We start from the raw sequence: 17983 nt of genomic DNA on the forward strand, positions 1-17983 counted from the left end.
AATGAGTCAATCCTTATCTCAAATATATGTTCATATTGTTTTTCATATTAAAAACACATCTGTAGATATTAGGCAATGCGACAAGGAACATTTGTATGCTTATATGGGCTCTGTTATTAATAGTAATCAATCGATTCCCATATTAATTAATGGACCCGAAAATCATGTTCATATTTTGTGTGTATTGTCAAAAAACATTGCAGTAGCTAAGCTTGTTGAGAACATTAAAAGACACAGCAGCAGATGGATAAAGACGTTAGACGATTACTATTTAGACTTTGCTTGGCAGGGTGGTTATGGGGCTTTTTCGGTTAGTTCTTCTGTCCACGATCGCACTGTAAAATATATTGCCAATCAGGAGGAGCATCATAAAACACAAACATTTAAAGATGAGCACATACGGTTCTTAAAAATGTATAATGTTGAATATGATGAGCGATATTTATGGAACGATTAATCTGCCCTTTCAGGGCGTTGCCATGGGTTGTATTTATCCTATTCCCAAGGCGTTGCCTTGGGCTGAATTAAAGAAGGCTTTCAGCCTTAATGTATGCCTGAAAGGCATAATAAATTCAGCCTAGGGTTTATCCCTAGGTATTAATGATAATAAAAGTACCGCCTGAAAGGCGCAATTAATTAAACCCAAGGTTTATCCTTGGGAATTGATAAAAACAAAAACATTGCCTGAAAGGCATAATAAATTCAACCTAGGGTTTATCCCTAGGAAAACAAAAATACAATGAAACAAATCTGCACACATATTAAGGCAAAAGGATTACCCGAACAGACAACTCTGTACGAGCATCTGTATTTGGTAGCAATAGTAGCCGAAAAAATTGCACCTCATTTTAATCTAAATCCACAAATTGCCAGGTTAGGTGCAATATTACACGATATTGGAAAAGCAAGTACAATTTTTCAAACACGATTAACAAGTAACAAAAAACCAGATACACCTTTCCGACACGAGATTGCCTCTTGCTTTTTTATCTCTCTTTTTAATGAGAATATACATCCGCAATTAATAGAGATGGTTATTGCTCACCATAAATCGGTTATTAATGATGCCAGAGATAAGGGCTTACTAGATTTAGAAGAACAGCAATCAAATCCTTTTGGATTACATATAAAAGAGTGGGAGAAATGGAAAGACGACGCATTAACTATTCTACAATCGTTTGGTGTTGAAACACGAGACATAACCATTAAAGAGGCAGAGGATAATTATTCAAAAGTTGTTGAATACTGCGAAGATAAAGTAAAAGAACAGGGTTATTCGGAGTGGCGTGGATTACTTATGGCAGCCGACCATTTTGCATCTGCATTATCGGGTAAAACAGATGAATACCTAGGCAGACTATTTAATAAACCAAATCTCGATTTCTTTAAACGTACTAGCAAGCTATATCCATTATCTCTAATAAGCGCCGATTCCAATAACACACACACAATGGTTGTTGCATGCACAGGAGCAGGAAAAACCGACTATCTTTTTAGACGCTGCAAGGGCAGAGTATTCTACACGCTTCCTTTTCAGGCATCAATTAATGCCATGTACAAAAGGGTAAAGAACGATTTATTGAAGGACAATCCCGATTTAGACATCCGTCTGTTGCACTCGGCTTCGTCAATAGTTTTAAATGGTAAATCGCACGAAGAGAAAATAATTCAAGGTCATGTTGGAGCATCAATTAAAGTGCTTACACCACATCAAATTGCAGCCATAGCTTTTGGAACAAACGGCTACGAGGCAATGCTTATGGACATAAAGGGCTGCGATGTAATTCTGGACGAAATACACTCATACACCAATGTAACAAGAGCCATTGTTCTGAAAATAGTAGAAATTCTGCATCACTTAAACTGCAATATTCACATTGGAACAGCCACAATGCCATCGGTTTTGTATCATAAAATAATTGGCATACTTGGTAAAGAAAATGTACTGGAAGTTAAGCTGGAAGATAAAGAGCTCGATAAATTTAACAGACATACAACCCATAAAATTAGCGATTGGAATAGTGCACAAGATCTGATTTCGGAAGCAATTATTGATAACAAAAAAGTTTTAGTGGTTTGCAACCGAGTTCGAAACGCACAAGACCAGTACAAAATATTATCAGAAAAATATCCCGATACGCCGATACTATTACTTCACAGTCGTTTTAAACGTGGCGACAGAGATCTTAAAGAGCGTCAGCTTATAGGACTAGACGAAAATAGTAATTCAACTCATATGTTTAACACTTCAGACAAAGCCTGTATTGTGGTATCAACACAGGTGGTTGAGGTGAGTATCGACATTAGTTTTGATATAATGGTTACCGAAGCTGCTCCTCTTGATGGAATGATTCAACGTTTTGGACGTGTTAACCGAAAGCGAGATGACGACACCATTGGCAAGTACAAACCTGTATATGTTATTGCTCCGCCAGACGATAAAAAAGAGGCTTTGCCATACGATGTTGATGTATTAAAACGCAGTTACAATGTATTACCAAATGCCGATGTTTTAACCGAAGTTAGTTTACAACAAAAAATTGACGCTGTTTTCCCAGATATCGATTTTACTGAAATTGAGAGTCACTCTGTTTTTAAAAACACTGGTAAGTGGAATATCGATAAGCTGACACATAACCGAAAAGCAATTCTTTTAGATCTGTTAGAGATTGATAGTGTAAGCTGCATTTGCGAAGCCGACGAACAAAATTATTTGCAGGAAAACTATGAGAAAAGGATACAAATGGAGATAAGCACACGCTTTTGGGTAGTAAAGGGATTACGACAGCTCGACTGTGGAAGCCGACCTTTTATAATACCCGATTCGGCATACACAGCCGAACTGGGTTTCGAAACCGAAAAAGCTAAAGCAGGCAGTTACAACCCCGAATATTCATTTTTATAGATAAAACTATTTAACTATGATAGCAGCAACAATTGGACGCACTTTCTTAAAGGCGTGGAACCAACGAGAAAAGAAAAACCTCACTGCCAAAGATTTTTTTGAGCAGGAGTATTTCCACTATTTCTTCAATCATCCTAAGTATATGCAATGGGTTACTAATTCACCCTTTGTGCAAGAGCTAAGTTCTGATCCAAAAGGGAATTATGGTGTTAGAACAAAATATAAAAAAGATGGGAAAACCATGGTGTTTGAAACTGATAATGACGCTTTACTTTTCTACCAAACAAATATAAAAAACAGGGAAGATTTCCTCTTTTGTTATGAAAATGACAAGAAAAAACTATCTAAAAAAGGGATTGAGTTTTTAAAAACTTTGAATAAAGAAGAAAGAAATAAAAAACTAACAGACTTTATTAATAAAGCTGAATTATCTAAAGAAAACAATGATTTTGATGGTTCAATTGTAATTGGATATCCAGCATCAGAATCGGACGAATTTCCAGTTTTTTCAGGTCAAGTATCAAATTTAAGCATAACTAACACTTTAGATGATATCTATTTATCTTGGATTGGCAGTGGTCTAGGAATAGGAGTTGAAGGAGCATATACAATATACTTTGATGAACCACATTTGCTTATTGATATTTACGAAGGATGGATAGTGTATAGAACAATAATAAATGATTTAAATATAAAACATCAAACTAAACAGATTGATACTTGGAATGGACAATGGTTAGCCTACAAATATGATAAATATTACAAAGGCGAAAATGATTTTGTAATTATTAATAATCATAAAAATAGAATATTCAAGATAGATGAAAAAACAGGGATCGTTAGTGTTGATACCATCCCTTGGTCAAAATTATTATTTAGCATATCAAGAAACTCAAGTAAAGATCAAATAATTGGGTTTGTTGGCACTTTTTCAAAAGATAATAAATCATTAGGTTTTTATCCATTTCACTTTAGTTCTGCCAATAAACTTATTGATTATTATAAAATTCTGTTTGGAGAAAATTTAGCCTTGCAAGATTCTAATCAATATGAATCTTTATTTGGATACAATGGTTTAAAATATGCTTGCGAGTTGGGGTCAATAGGATTACAAGCCTTAGAGCCAAAAGGCCTGCGCAAATACTTTGGTAACGATAGTAACTTAAAGTTGGCAAAGCCTAATCTATCGATAAAAAAGGACGAAAGCGACAATGATTATGCTATACGCAAAGAAAATGCAAACAATAAAGATTACGAGAATATAGTAACATTTAGAACATATAAAACTTGGTTAATAGCTATGATAACAAAAAACAAAGAAGAAAATCTTCATTATTCAGAAGATATAGCAAAAGCTTTTATTAAGTATAGAAGTGAGGCTAGAATAGAAAAAAAGTTTATTGAAGAAAAACTTTTAAGTGTAAAAAGTAAACGTCAGTTTTTACAAGAACTATCAACATTTATAACGATGGTACCAATTGAACTTGCAGATAAAATTAAAGAATTAAGAGACAAGGTATATTTAATGCCAGAAGATGAATTTGGGTATCTATTTGTCTTACTAAAATTTGATTATGCCTATCAAGAAAGATTAATAACAAACAATTAAAAAAAAATTATTATGAGCACAATTTATATTAGAACTCTTAAAAGAGCAGAACACACAGTTTTCTGTGTATCAGATGGACAAAAGTTTTATCGTGATTCACAATTCGATAATCGTATGGTGCCTTTTTCTAGTGGTCAACAGATTAAACGCTCTGTAATGGAATCTCTATCTATGGCTTTAAACGAAGTTCCATCTCCAATAACTTTTTATACAAATGTTAAGAAGAGTGCAAAAACAAAAAACTTAGAATTTGATGGTGAAGGTGTTGCTTTTGGAACTTGCGACCCAACAAACTCCGACCAATTACTTGGAGGTTGGATGAAAGCTCTAAAGGGCGGTGATTCAAAAGTCATAAAAAGAAGAAGCCCGCTATCAATTTCAGCAATGCGAGGCCTTCATCCACTTCTTGCAGGTATAGAAGTCGAAACAGGAACATTTGATAGAAAAGATAGAGGTAATAACATTGTAGTTGTTAAAGATGAATCTGGTCGTGTATTAACAGAAGATGAATTAGTGGAATTTCTTGATAACAGAGAATCTCAGGTAAGTCTTACAAGTAAGTATTTAAAACCTCAACGACGCGCCACAGGTCTATTTGTGCAAGATATGGCAATAGATATGCGTCGCCTGTTTTGTGTGTCGCTAAATAAATTGGAGCCAGAAATTACTGAAGAGACCGAGGCTAAACTTCGTGAAGAAGGTTGGAAAGAGACCCAAACAGTTTTTGGCACTTGTTTAGTTGCTCCAAAACCTGTACGCGAAAAATTAATTCCTGCACTTGCTCACGCCATTGTAAACTGGACAATTACAAGTAATCAGGCTCGTACATTCTCGTTAATGGAGACATTGGCAATATCTGTTTCGGACAATGCAAACCGAATTGCAGGTAGCATTCGTGCCAAACTAAAAGAGGAGTACGAAAACCGCGCCGAACCTATTATCGAAGAGGATATGAAGGGTGTCGAAACATTTGTATCTCTAGCAGCATCGGGGTATATCCGCACTAAAAAAGAGTCGGTTGATGCTATGGACAACGCTCAACAAGCCCTCATCAATCAAATGATGGCTTTCGATTACGAAAATCAACTGAACTAACAGGTTAAACCCTCAAGGTTTTAAAAATCTTGAGGGTTTAGAATTAAAAACAACAATAACATTATGGCTCATTCTCCCATGCCTTTGCTTACTCAGCAATACTATCACATCTATAATCGTGGTATTAATGCATGCCCTATATTCACAGAGCATTCAAATTATGAGCATTTTTTAAGACTTTACGATAAGTACATTTCACCAATCGCAGAAACCTATGCATGGGTATTGCTTGGCAATCATTTTCATTTGTTAGTTCGGATAAAAAAGCAGGATGAAATTATATCCAACCTCGAAGGTCTTGAAAACCTTCGAGGTTTAAATATCGAAAAACGTATTAATCAACAATTCTCTAACCTATTTAATGCTTATTCCAAAGCTTTTAACAAGAGGAATCAACGTACAGGCAGCTTATTTGAGCATCCCTTTAAAAGGAAGTTGATTGACTCAAAAGAATATCTCAGAAGCGTAATCATCTATATTCACAATAACCCGGTACATCATGGATTTTGCGAAAGTCCCATCGAATATGCCTGGTCATCCTATCTCACCTGTTTATCTGATAGAGACACATCCTTAATGAGAGAGCAAGTAAGAAGTTGGTTTGATGACTTGCATCACTTTAAACAGTATCATTTAGAAAACAAGCAAGTAATTAATCTAACAAATTGGTTCGAAAACTAAGCCTTATGCACATTACCGGAACCCACTTCAATTACTACATGGTTTGCCATCGCAAACTGTGGTTGTTTGCGAACAATATTCAAATGGAACATTCATCAGATTTGGTTTACGAAGGCAAACTGATACACGAAAGCAGTTATCAGCAACGTAGCTCGAAATATGAAGAAATTGCTATTGACGGAATCAAAATTGATTATTACGATGCTAAGAATAAGGTGGTTCACGAAATTAAAAAGTCGAGTAAATTACTGGAATCTCATGCATGGCAGGTAAAGTACTACATCTATGTATTGGAATTAAATGGAATTGAAGGCGTAACGGGTCTACTGGAATATCCGAAAGAACACAAAACAGAGGAGGTATTTTTGAGTATCCCCGATAAGGAGAGAATTGTTGAATTACTTGAGGAAATTGATAAAATTATACACTCCGATATATGCCCTAAAGCCATAAATCAGCCCAAATGTAAAAAATGCTCTTACTACGATTTTTGTTATAGTTCTGAGAAAGAGAACTAATATCGGTATCACTTGAATTTTAATCGTTGGAAATGAAGAAAACATACTACCTATTTAACCCAGGGCGTTTATCGCGAAAGGATAACACGCTAAAATTTACACCCGTTGACGAAGAGGGGAATGATTTAAAACCTCGCTATTTGCCAGTTGAACAAGTTGACCAATTGTATGTATTGGGATCGTTGGATGCCAATTCGGCGCTTTATAACTTTTTAGGAAAAAATGATATTGCTGTGCATTTTTACGATTACTATGAAAACTACACCGGATCGTTTGCTCCGAAGTGTAAATTGCTTTCGGGAAAAATGCTGATAGCCCAAACTAAGGCCTATTTAAAAAAATCAAAACGCGTTGTTGTTGCCCAGTCTTTTATCGAAGGAGCATCATTTAATATGCTAAAAAACCTGAGGTATTACGATAACCGAGGTAAAGATTTGATGCCTGTAATTGATAGTATTGAGCTTCTTCGGAAAAAAATTGGTGAGACAAAAGAAATTGATGAATTAATGGGTGTTGAAGGAAATATCCGGAAAAATTATTACGATGCTTTCAATTTAATTATTAATGATCATGAGATGGGAATACGCACCAAGCGCCCTCCTTTAAACATTGTAAACTCTTTGATCTCATTTGGCAATATGATGTGTTACTCGGAGTGTTTGCGTGCCATTCAAAAAACACAATTGGAACCTACTATAAGTTTTCTGCACGAACCCGGAGAACGACGATTTAGTCTGGCTTTGGATTTGGCTGAAGTATTTAAACCTTTTTTAGTTGACAGGGTTATTTTTAAGGTTTTAAACAAAAAGGAAATACAGGAAAGTGATTTCGAAGAAAAACTGAACCGAATTGTTTTAAAAGAGAAAGGAAAGAAAAAATTTATACAGGCTTTTGAAAAACGATTGGAAGAAACCATTAAACACCGAAGTTTAAATAGAAGTGTGAGTTACAAGCATCTGATAAAACTGGAATGTTATAAATTGCAAAAACATTTGTTGGACATAGAAGAATATAAACCATTTAAAATTTACTGGTAATGTATGTAATTTTGGTTTACGATATGGGCGAAAAACGTGTAGGCAAAATGTTGAAATTGTGCCGGCAGTACTTAAATTGGATTCAGAATTCAGTTTTCGAAGGCGAAATAACAGAGGTGAAATTAAAAGAACTAATTTTAAAAGCTGAATTTATTATGAATGAAGAAGAACGCGATAGTTTAATTCTGTTTAAAAGCAGAGAACAAAAATGGTTGGAAAAAGAAGTAATTGGACATGAAAAAAATGATTTGGATCAATTCTTATAGTTGTCGATAAGTCATTACAGATCGTCCCTCTCCCCTTTTTTAAAATGTGACTTCGACCTTAAGGTTCTTTGACATATCGAAAAAACTAATGTTTCGGCAATGTTGTCGAAACCCCATATATTTTATACTTTTGCACATCGACAACTAAAGCTTGTTGTTTTTGCCACATCTTAGAATCTTAATTTATTGATTTTCAGATGTTTTTTTTGAGTCGTCAATCGACTCTCAATCGAACCATACTGGAATTGAAATAACAGAAGCCCAATGGCAATTAGCCAACGCGAAAACTCTCAATCGAACCATACTGGAATTGAAATTATAGAATAAGTGTTGAATCTAAAGATTACATGCCTCTCTCAATCGAACCATACTGGAATTGAAATAAGAATCTTATTCACGGGATCTTTTGTTCCAATATCTCTCAATCGAACCATACTGGAATTGAAATTTTTCTCAAAAAAATATATAATGCTACTAGTGACAATCTCTCAATCGAACCATACTGGAATTGAAATAATCATAGAATAATTATAAGGTATATTTGGCAATGCTCTCAATCGAACCATACTGGAATTGAAATTACCTTGCATTCTCCATCTGTTTTATAGCCATCTGCTCTCAATCGAACCATACTGGAATTGAAATGGGTCCGGAGGTAAGGGTAATTCTAGTATTGCCGGACTCTCAATCGAACCATACTGGAATTGAAATAGAAATAATAATCATTGGGTTGATCGGCTGTAATTCTCTCAATCGAACCATACTGGAATTGAAATTTGTCAAGTCAACTACTAAATCGTTTTCATTACTAACTCTCAATCGAACCATACTGGAATTGAAATGAAAAAACACTTTAAAAAATAGATTGCTTCAAGATCTCTCAATCGAACCATACTGGAATTGAAATCTAATAATGTTGTAACATAACCTCTACCTTTATCTAACTCTCAATCGAACCATACTGGAATTGAAATAAGTTTCTGCTTAATGATTCGAATTTGCAGAAGTAGCCTCTCAATCGAACCATACTGGAATTGAAATGTGCATGATAGTGCTGAATGTTGCGACTTTGCGGAATCTCTCAATCGAACCATACTGGAATTGAAATATCATAAAGGCGTCTTTGCCGGCATCAGTGATATTCTCTCAATCGAACCATACTGGAATTGAAATTGTTCAGTGCCGGAATGTACAGTTTCTTCGTGCTTGCTCTCAATCGAACCATACTGGAATTGAAATACGGGATACTAACACACGCCCAAGTTATAAATGAAACTCTCAATCGAACCATACTGGAATTGAAATTCGGCAATTCCATTCCCTGAAGCAGGCAAACCAATACTCTCAATCGAACCATACTGGAATTGAAATCAGTATGCGATAGCATGTCTTCGGATTACCATCCGTCTCTCAATCGAACCATACTGGAATTGAAATTGCGAAGAATGGATGCAATTATCGCACACATTCTTACTCTCAATCGAACCATACTGGAATTGAAATCACTCTATGATATAAGCAACTCCTTTTTTCGCTCCGCTCTCAATCGAACCATACTGGAATTGAAATATATTCAGAATCGCCCGATTCTGCATCTATTACTTCTCTCAATCGAACCATACTGGAATTGAAATTTTGCTACAGAAACGGTGCCCTTAAAATCACTAAAGACTCTCAATCGAACCATACTGGAATTGAAATTGGGGTAAATTGCATTCTATTAATGTGAATTTTGCTCTCTCAATCGAACCATACTGGAATTGAAATAAGAGGAGCAATTGTCGGTTGAAGAGCAAAAAATACTCTCAATCGAACCATACTGGAATTGAAATGTATAAGGATCCATCAAAGCCATGGATGGTATTTCTCTCTCAATCGAACCATACTGGAATTGAAATTTAGCAAATGGAGGAAAGATGATCGGTGGGATGACCCTCTCAATCGAACCATACTGGAATTGAAATCTGGAAAATGTAAAATCCGAACACATTCGCGTACAACCTCTCAATCGAACCATACTGGAATTGAAATTTTGCACAACAATTTCAACAAAATCACTTGAACGGCTCTCAATCGAACCATACTGGAATTGAAATTTGCATCATAATCAAGAATATAACTCATGTAATTGCTCTCTCAATCGAACCATACTGGAATTGAAATAGTGGTCAGAGTTCGAAAGCTATTCTTTGTTTCTAGCTCTCAATCGAACCATACCGGAATTGAAATTCGAAATAATAGGAATGCTATTGGCTAATTTTGAGACTCTCAATCGAACCATACTGGAATTGAAATTAGGTAAAAAATGCCGTTTCAATTTCTTCATCTGGTCTCTCAATCGAACCATACTGGAATTGAAATTACTTTTAGACACATGCACCTGTCCTAACTGTGGAACTCTCAATCGAACCATACTGGAATTGAAATAATAATTTGTAAGTTTTTCCCATTTTCACTAACCCTCTCTCAATCGAACCATACTGGAATTGAAATCATTAAACGAAGAAAATGAAATACTATTCACTGGAAACTCTCAATCGAACCATACTGGAATTGAAATGTAGTAAAAATCTCTATATATAGCATTTTAGGTTCCTCTCAATCGAACCATACTGGAATTGAAATATGAAAAAAGTTGAACGAAGTTGAACTTCAGTAAGACTCTCAATCGAACCATACTGGAATTGAAATACAAATAGTTTGCAGCAAGTTACAGAAGTCGGAGGAACTCTCAATCGAACCATACTGGAATTGAAATTGATCCAAATTCTAATGTAAGCAAGTATTTTTTTTTCCTCTCAATCGAACCATACTGGAATTGAAATTATGTGGGAACTTAGTGTTCTTGTCTGCATGCGAACTCTCAATCGAACCATACTGGAATTGAAATTTTATAAAAATTCTCATTATGCGTAATATAAAATTGCTCTCAATCGAACCATACTGGAATTGAAATATTATACAGATACTGCTTGTACCGGTCTATTGTTTCTCTCTCAATCGAACCATACTGGAATTGAAATACACATCATTCAAAGATAAGGTATTCGTCCTTATTCTCTCAATCGAACCATACTGGAATTGAAATTGCTGAAATTGGTTTTCTTCCTCTTTCATTCAAAGGCTCTCAATCGAACCATACTGGAATTGAAATCGCTCTTGGATCGCGTGCAGAAATTTCAAATCGTGCTCTCAATCGAACCATACTGGAATTGAAATCCGATTTTCAGACAACATCCCTAAATCGATAACAACACCTCTCAATCGAACCATACTGGAATTGAAATACTGTTGTAAGGGTGATTAGGATGTTTGGGTGAGAACTCTCAATCGAACCATACTGGAATTGAAATACTGTTGTAAGGGTGATTAGGATGTTTGGGTGAGAACTCTCAATCGAACCATACTGGAATTGAAATTAAGAAACTGAGTAGAAGTACCCCCATCCGCAATACTCTCAATCGAACCATACTGGAATTGAAATGCTTTCCACATCAACACCCAATTGTTTTGCCTGTACTCTCAATCGAACCATACTGGAATTGAAATAAAATAAGTTCACTCGAAAGAGAAAATGTATATGTTCTCTCAATCGAACCATACTGGAATTGAAATAAAGTAACGAATGCGTTGCTGGTTGGTTCGATTTAAACTCTCAATCGAACCATACTGGAATTGAAATTAAATAAAACACCATTTAAAACAGACCCCACATGAGACTCTCAATCGAACCATACTGGAATTGAAATAATAAGCGAACAAATAAATAACATCCCTTGCCCCGTCTCTCAATCGAACCATACTGGAATTGAAATCCATCCACGGGGGAATCCTCACGGGTCGCTACGGTTCTCTCAATCGAACCATACTGGAATTGAAATTATCGAGAAATCCAAGTGGCGCTACTCCCATAAGGGCTCTCAATCGAACCATACTGGAATTGAAATTAAGCCGAGCGATTGGCGTATACAGAGAATTGATAACCTCTCAATCGAACCATACTGGAATTGAAATATGTTAATTGGGTATTTAAAGAAGCCGATTTGGCTGCTCTCAATCGAACCATACTGGAATTGAAATTGAGAACGATGAATGCTGTACAATTTTGCGTTGTACTCTCAATCGAACCATACTGGAATTGAAATAAAAGTATTCGGTATTCTTCGTCGGCGGCTTCGTACTCTCAATCGAACCATACTGGAATTGAAATATATCATACGCAACAACTATAATAGGTAACGGGAAACTCTCAATCGAACCATACTGGAATTGAAATTCGCTCAAAGCGTCCAGTTTGGCATTAAACACCATCTCTCAATCGAACCATACTGGAATTGAAATATGGATCGGAGGTAATTTGAATGACTTCGTTTTTTCTCTCAATCGAACCATACTGGAATTGAAATGAGAGGCAGAAGGTGTGGAAAGGGCTTTTAATAGGCTCTCAATCGAACCATACTGGAATTGAAATGATAAAGACTTGCATATACTTAATGGCGTTACAGGACTCTCAATCGAACCATACTGGAATTGAAATAATTTTAGGATCTTCCCAATTGTCGTCTTTGTCGATCCTCTCAATCGAACCATACTGGAATTGAAATCTCCACATCAGCAGACCCCTTTATGTATTGCTCAATCTCTCAATCGAACCATACTGGAATTGAAATCTACTAAGAAGCTTCACTCTTAGGTTCAAATTGGCTCTCTCAATCGAACCATACTGGAATTGAAATTTATGTTACAAAAGGCACAAAAGAAACTGTTTTCCACTCTCAATCGAACCATACTGGAATTGAAATGGTTGTAATTAAATAAGTAAGTGATTTAATTGTCCACTCTCAATCGAACCATACTGGAATTGAAATGTTGTAGGATTTGGGAAAACGTACCCGATTTGTAAACTCTCAATCGAACCATACTGGAATTGAAATACGGATTACAGCACAGGATTTCAAAATCTTAGATATCTCTCAATCGAACCATACTGGAATTGAAATTCAGGAGGGATTTACTCATGTATTGAGAAAGCGGAGGCTCTCAATCGAACCATACTGGAATTGAAATAGAGCACCCAACAGGTTCACCGTTGGTAGATTTGCTCTCTCAATCGAACCATACTGGAATTGAAATGCGTAACCAGCTATGCGAATGCAAAAAGGAATACCAACTCTCAATCGAACCATACTGGAATTGAAATTTCCGTCGCTTAGTTTTGTATTAATAGCTCTTACCCTCTCAATCGAACCATACTGGAATTGAAATCAAGCTAGTGACCAGGGTTCGATTCCCACTGGGAATCTCTCAATCGAACCATACTGGAATTGAAATACGGCTGTTGGTGTATAAGCTGCAGTAATTGTTGCAACTCTCAATCGAACCATACTGGAATTGAAATGACAATTAGGCAAGGGCGGCACTTCACCTACTGGTGCTCTCAATCGAACCATACTGGAATTGAAATATATTCCGAATGCAGATGTAGACAGACAGTGGCATACTCTCAATCGAACCATACTGGAATTGAAATTTACTCCGGATGTAATGAGTAAGGTTCGCTCAGATTCTCTCAATCGAACCATACTGGAATTGAAATTTTTGACAAAATTCGATTGCCCTATCTTGTCAAGTACTCTCAATCGAACCATACTGGAATTGAAATGAATTATATTCTGTTGGTAAGCATATAATCGAGTATTCTCTCAATCGAACCATACTGGAATTGAAATTTGCTCCGGCTCTCGAATCAGGAGTAATTGTTAAAACTCTCAATCGAACCATACTGGAATTGAAATATAGGGTATAGTGAATTGTATAAACATATTGTCCTTCTCTCAATCGAACCATACTGGAATTGAAATACGGACTTAACGGCTTTCTTCAGCTTCTTTCTGAACTCTCAATCGAACCATACTGGAATTGAAATACGTAAATACCTTGTATGCTTTTAAATAAAATATCCTCTCAATCGAACCATACTGGAATTGAAATTAATGCAATCACAGATAATACATTTTTGGAAAATTCTCTCAATCGAACCATACTGGAATTGAAATATCATAATACAACCAAGCCCAACATACATTTGCCAGTCTCTCAATCGAACCATACTGGAATTGAAATAGGCTTTAACTTTTGACTTTGGGCGCGGCCCTTTACTCTCAATCGAACCATACTGGAATTGAAATACTTAAAGACAGCAAATACCTACGAAATCGAATTACCTCTCAATCGAACCATACTGGAATTGAAATAGATGTTATAAAATTGGGGATTCGAGATGTTACACTCTCTCAATCGAACCATACTGGAATTGAAATGCACCTATTGAATTATCAAAAACGGACTTGAAAGCACTCTCAATCGAACCATACTGGAATTGAAATACGCCAACGCCTCCGGGAGAGGATGATTTACCATTCTCTCAATCGAACCATACTGGAATTGAAATTCGGTTGTTCTGTGACTAAATACATAATAGTAATGCTCTCAATCGAACCATACTGGAATTGAAATGTTGTAGGACCTATTGTAAGCGGATTAGTGAATAAACTCTCAATCGAACCATACTGGAATTGAAATGTTAGTTTCAGTATCAGACATAACAATAGAAGCATTCTCTCAATCGAACCATACTGGAATTGAAATCTATAAAAACAAAACAAGCAAAAGCGGATAAGGCACTCTCAATCGAACCATACTGGAATTGAAATTGGATAATAATGCTCAGAAATCGGATCCAGCTCCAGCTCTCAATCGAACCATACTGGAATTGAAATATGAAGCGAGAACAGCCTTGGAATCGTATACAGATACTCTCAATCGAACCATACTGGAATTGAAATTCTTCTGTGAAGAAGTCGTTCCCGGTGATAAATTTCTCTCAATCGAACCATACTGGAATTGAAATTAATAAGAGTAATGAACAGACTCATAGATAATAGACTCTCAATCGAACCATACTGGAATTGAAATTCGGGATCGAAGAAGATAGCTTGAGAAGAAGAATCTCTCTCAATCGAACCATACTGGAATTGAAATACGACACCAATATGAGAAGTAACACCTGAATCCTTACTCTCAATCGAACCATACTGGAATTGAAATATATCACCACGGTTCTTCAGCATTATTTTCTTTTGCTCTCAATCGAACCATACTGGAATTGAAATATAACCTAAGTTGTTGGTTAACAAGAGTTTCAAGACTCTCAATCGAACCATACTGGAATTGAAATGCTGAAGCACCAGCCGATATACCTGCCATAGCCAATCTCTCAATCGAACCATACTGGAATTGAAATATGTAAAGGAAACGGTGTTTCTTTTCCGGATCCATACTCTCAATCGAACCATACTGGAATTGAAATAACGAATAGCCTTTTAACTTCAGTTTTTTATATCTGCTCTCAATCGAACCATACTGGAATTGAAATCAGATTTTTGCAGTTAGAATAAAATGTTCTGTTTGCTCTCAATCGAACCATACTGGAATTGAAATCTAGTAGAGGTGTTGGCTAGTATACTTTTATTCACACTCTCAATCGAACCATACTGGAATTGAAATACCGGAACATCCAGCACAAAGCTAGTGAATGTTTTCTCTCAATCGAACCATACTGGAATTGAAATTCAGAAACATAAAGAATTCCGGATGAATTTACATAACTCTCAATCGAACCATACTGGAATTGAAATACCTGAGTTCTCAGAAGTATCTCTCAATGTCTCATTCTCTCAATCGAACCATACTGGAATTGAAATTCAATCGGCAAATAAAGAATCTAGAATTATATCAAACCTCTCAATCGAACCATACTGGAATTGAAATGTTATTGGCTCAATCGTATCTGCCGGCTGTGCAATTCTCTCAATCGAACCATACTGGAATTGAAATTTGGAAACCATCTCATTGAATTGCTTCACAGAATAGCTCTCAATCGAACCATACTGGAATTGAAATAAAGAAGCCAAAAGATTTATTGAAAAAGTTGAGGAAGCTCTCAATCGAACCATACTGGAATTGAAATATGGCAACACTTTCATCAACCGTTAGGTTAATTGTTCTCTCAATCGAACCATACTGGAATTGAAATTCAGGAGGGGTGTTTTCAGGATCTTCAAACACTTTCCTCTCAATCGAACCATACTGGAATTGAAATTCATTAGGATAACCACCACTTAAAACAAATTCATTTGCTCTCAATCGAACCATACTGGAATTGAAATGAACACTGCGCAGATGACTCATACGTTTTAATAGCCTCTCTCAATCGAACCATACTGGAATTGAAATCTGTTTAAGCAAGTCTCGATCAAGCACATGTAAATCTCTCAATCGAACCATACTGGAATTGAAATATTGGAATTTAAGTGAAGCAGGTGGAACCACTAAACACTCTCAATCGAACCATACTGGAATTGAAAATGCAGGGGCTTATCAATTTGTCGCATCTAATCTCTATCTTCGCAGACCTGATTTTGTTTGCAATACCCGAAATTCCGGATGGCATTTTACCAAAGTATTCTAATTTTAATTAACGGCATAACCTGATGGGTATATATACGTAACGGCGCTTGTTCCTATTCGAAACAGGAACATCAATTCAATAAATGGTAAAAAGCACAAAGCTTATTATCAATTACAAATCATTACATTAAGGCAGATTAGCACATGGATTTCGAAGGAAGAAAATATCAAATTAAAAGATATGATTTATCAGAAGATAAATCGTTAAAGGCCTGGAGTGCTGCAGACGAATATCTTTTACAGGCGTTTGCTGATTTGGAAAAAAAACCGAATCAGTTAGGCATTTATGGTGACCGGTTTGGTTTTTTGGGCTGTTATTTACATTCATTTAACCCGACAGTAGTATTTACTCAAAAAAGTCAGCAAAAAGCCATTGATGCCAATTTAAAAGCGCACAACATTCCATTACTTTCTTATTCAGACCCACTTTCGCCTCTTAAAAATGAAATGGATTTCGCCTTGGTAAATGTGCCTAAATCATTAGAGCTTTTTCAACTTTTTCTTGAACAGATTACTGGCAATTCAAGCGAAGACATTACTGTAATTTGTGCATTCATGACCCGCCATTTTAGTCCTAAATTATTACAGATAGCGCAGGAATATTTCGATGTAACAGAACAAAGCAGAGCGGTAAAAAAAGCGCGCCTGTTAGTGCTTACTAAAAAGAAAAACATCGTTAAAAAAGAACTCATCACTTCACTAAATTACAACAATCAAGACTACAAACAGTATTGCGGAGTATTTTCGGCACAACATATTGATTATGCCACGCAGTTTTTTTTGGAACATCTTGAAATAGATGATACCGATCGGTGCATTTTGGATTTAGCCTCTGGAAATGGAATTATTGGCAACGAAATATTCAAAGAATTGCCTGATGCAGAAATCCATTTAATGGATGATTCTTATCTGGCTGTCTCTTCAGCAAAATTAAATATTCAAGGAGAAAACATTCATCATCATTTTAATAATGAGCTAACCATTTTTGATGATAACGCTTTTGATTTAATCGTAACAAATCCGCCCTTTCATTTCGAATTTGAGATAAACATCCAAATTCCCCTTCATCTCTTTAAAGGATGTCTCCGCTGTCTGAAAAAAGGAGGAAACCTTCAGATTGTCGCGAATAAACATTTAAATTACAAAATACATTTGGAGCCTCTGTTCTCGTCGGTTGAGATTATCGCTGAAGACAAAAAATTTATTGTGTACAAATGCATTAAGTAATTATATCAAAATTGATCTTATAAAATAGTGCTTATAGAATCAAGTCATACCCTGACAAGAACGACTTGTATACAATCAGAGCATGACAAGCTGATATTTTAAGCAGGATTTTGATA

Annotated in this window: 9 protein-coding genes and 1 CRISPR repeat array; all 9 genes read left to right on the top strand. The window is 35.9% G+C overall.

Features of this window, described 5'->3' with window-relative positions:
* The first annotated feature begins 1 nt into the window (after nucleotide 1).
* The 9 genes from ACHZAX_RS13690 to ACHZAX_RS13730 all read left to right on the top strand — a co-directional run bounded on the left by ACHZAX_RS13690 (nucleotide 2) and on the right by ACHZAX_RS13730 (nucleotide 17867).
* Nucleotides 2–457 carry a transposase gene (locus ACHZAX_RS13690; protein ID WP_320019517.1) on the top strand — a complete coding sequence of 152 codons (456 nt, stop codon included), beginning with the start codon at nucleotides 2–4 and terminating at the stop codon, nucleotides 455–457.
* 282 nt (nucleotides 458–739) lie between these two features.
* Complete coding sequence (gene cas3 / locus ACHZAX_RS13695; RefSeq protein ID WP_320019518.1) at nucleotides 740–2905, top strand: CRISPR-associated helicase Cas3'; 2166 nt, start codon at nucleotides 740–742, stop codon at nucleotides 2903–2905.
* A 16-nt stretch (nucleotides 2906–2921) separates the two neighbouring features.
* On the top strand, nucleotides 2922–4514 hold the full coding sequence (locus ACHZAX_RS13700; protein ID WP_320019519.1) for a hypothetical protein: 1593 nt from the start codon (nucleotides 2922–2924) through the stop codon (nucleotides 4512–4514).
* A 12-nt stretch (nucleotides 4515–4526) separates the two neighbouring features.
* The gene (locus tag ACHZAX_RS13705) at nucleotides 4527–5609 is read left to right on the top strand and encodes a CRISPR-associated protein Cas7 (RefSeq protein WP_101309092.1); all 1083 of its coding nucleotides are present in this window, start codon (nucleotides 4527–4529) and stop codon (nucleotides 5607–5609) included.
* Between the two features lie 63 nt (nucleotides 5610–5672).
* Nucleotides 5673–6290, top strand: coding sequence for a hypothetical protein (locus ACHZAX_RS13710; RefSeq protein WP_320019520.1), 618 nt, complete (start codon nucleotides 5673–5675; stop codon nucleotides 6288–6290).
* A gap of 5 nt (nucleotides 6291–6295) precedes the next feature.
* Nucleotides 6296–6808: a CRISPR-associated protein Cas4 gene (gene cas4, locus ACHZAX_RS13715; RefSeq protein WP_320019521.1), complete on the top strand. Its 513-nt coding sequence runs from the start codon at nucleotides 6296–6298 to the stop codon at nucleotides 6806–6808.
* A 32-nt stretch (nucleotides 6809–6840) separates the two neighbouring features.
* A complete protein-coding gene (gene cas1b, locus ACHZAX_RS13720) occupies nucleotides 6841–7845 on the top strand; it encodes a type I-B CRISPR-associated endonuclease Cas1b (RefSeq protein WP_320019522.1) in 1005 nt (334 codons plus the stop codon).
* Nucleotides 7845–8111: a CRISPR-associated endonuclease Cas2 gene (gene cas2 / locus ACHZAX_RS13725; protein WP_101311515.1), complete on the top strand. Its 267-nt coding sequence runs from the start codon at nucleotides 7845–7847 to the stop codon at nucleotides 8109–8111. Before cas1b ends, cas2 begins: the two co-directional genes overlap by 1 nt.
* Before the next feature lie 222 nt (nucleotides 8112–8333).
* Nucleotides 8334–16538: direct repeats of the CRISPR family, unit length 30 nt; unit sequence CTCTCAATCGAACCATACTGGAATTGAAAT.
* Between the two features lie 246 nt (nucleotides 16539–16784).
* On the top strand, nucleotides 16785–17867 hold the full coding sequence (locus ACHZAX_RS13730) for a class I SAM-dependent methyltransferase (RefSeq protein ID WP_320019523.1): 1083 nt from the start codon (nucleotides 16785–16787) through the stop codon (nucleotides 17865–17867).
* The last annotated feature ends 116 nt before the right edge of the window (nucleotides 17868–17983 follow it).

The organism is Labilibaculum manganireducens, from assembly GCF_963665805.2.
Taxonomy (GTDB): domain Bacteria; phylum Bacteroidota; class Bacteroidia; order Bacteroidales; family Marinifilaceae; genus Labilibaculum; species Labilibaculum manganireducens.

Bases quoted from the DNA above. Each gene is read 5' to 3' on its own strand.
- ACHZAX_RS13690 (WP_320019517.1), top strand. From the start codon at position 2: ATGAGTCAATCCTTATCTCAAATATATGTTCATATTGTTTTTCATATT.
- cas3 (WP_320019518.1), top strand. From the start codon at position 740: ATGAAACAAATCTGCACACATATTAAGGCAAAAGGATTACCCGAACAG.
- ACHZAX_RS13700 (WP_320019519.1), top strand. From the start codon at position 2,922: ATGATAGCAGCAACAATTGGACGCACTTTCTTAAAGGCGTGGAACCAA.
- ACHZAX_RS13705 (WP_101309092.1), top strand. From the start codon at position 4,527: ATGAGCACAATTTATATTAGAACTCTTAAAAGAGCAGAACACACAGTT.
- ACHZAX_RS13710 (WP_320019520.1), top strand. From the start codon at position 5,673: ATGGCTCATTCTCCCATGCCTTTGCTTACTCAGCAATACTATCACATC.
- cas4 (WP_320019521.1), top strand. From the start codon at position 6,296: ATGCACATTACCGGAACCCACTTCAATTACTACATGGTTTGCCATCGC.
- cas1b (WP_320019522.1), top strand. From the start codon at position 6,841: ATGAAGAAAACATACTACCTATTTAACCCAGGGCGTTTATCGCGAAAG.
- cas2 (WP_101311515.1), top strand. From the start codon at position 7,845: ATGTATGTAATTTTGGTTTACGATATGGGCGAAAAACGTGTAGGCAAA.
- ACHZAX_RS13730 (WP_320019523.1), top strand. From the start codon at position 16,785: ATGGATTTCGAAGGAAGAAAATATCAAATTAAAAGATATGATTTATCA.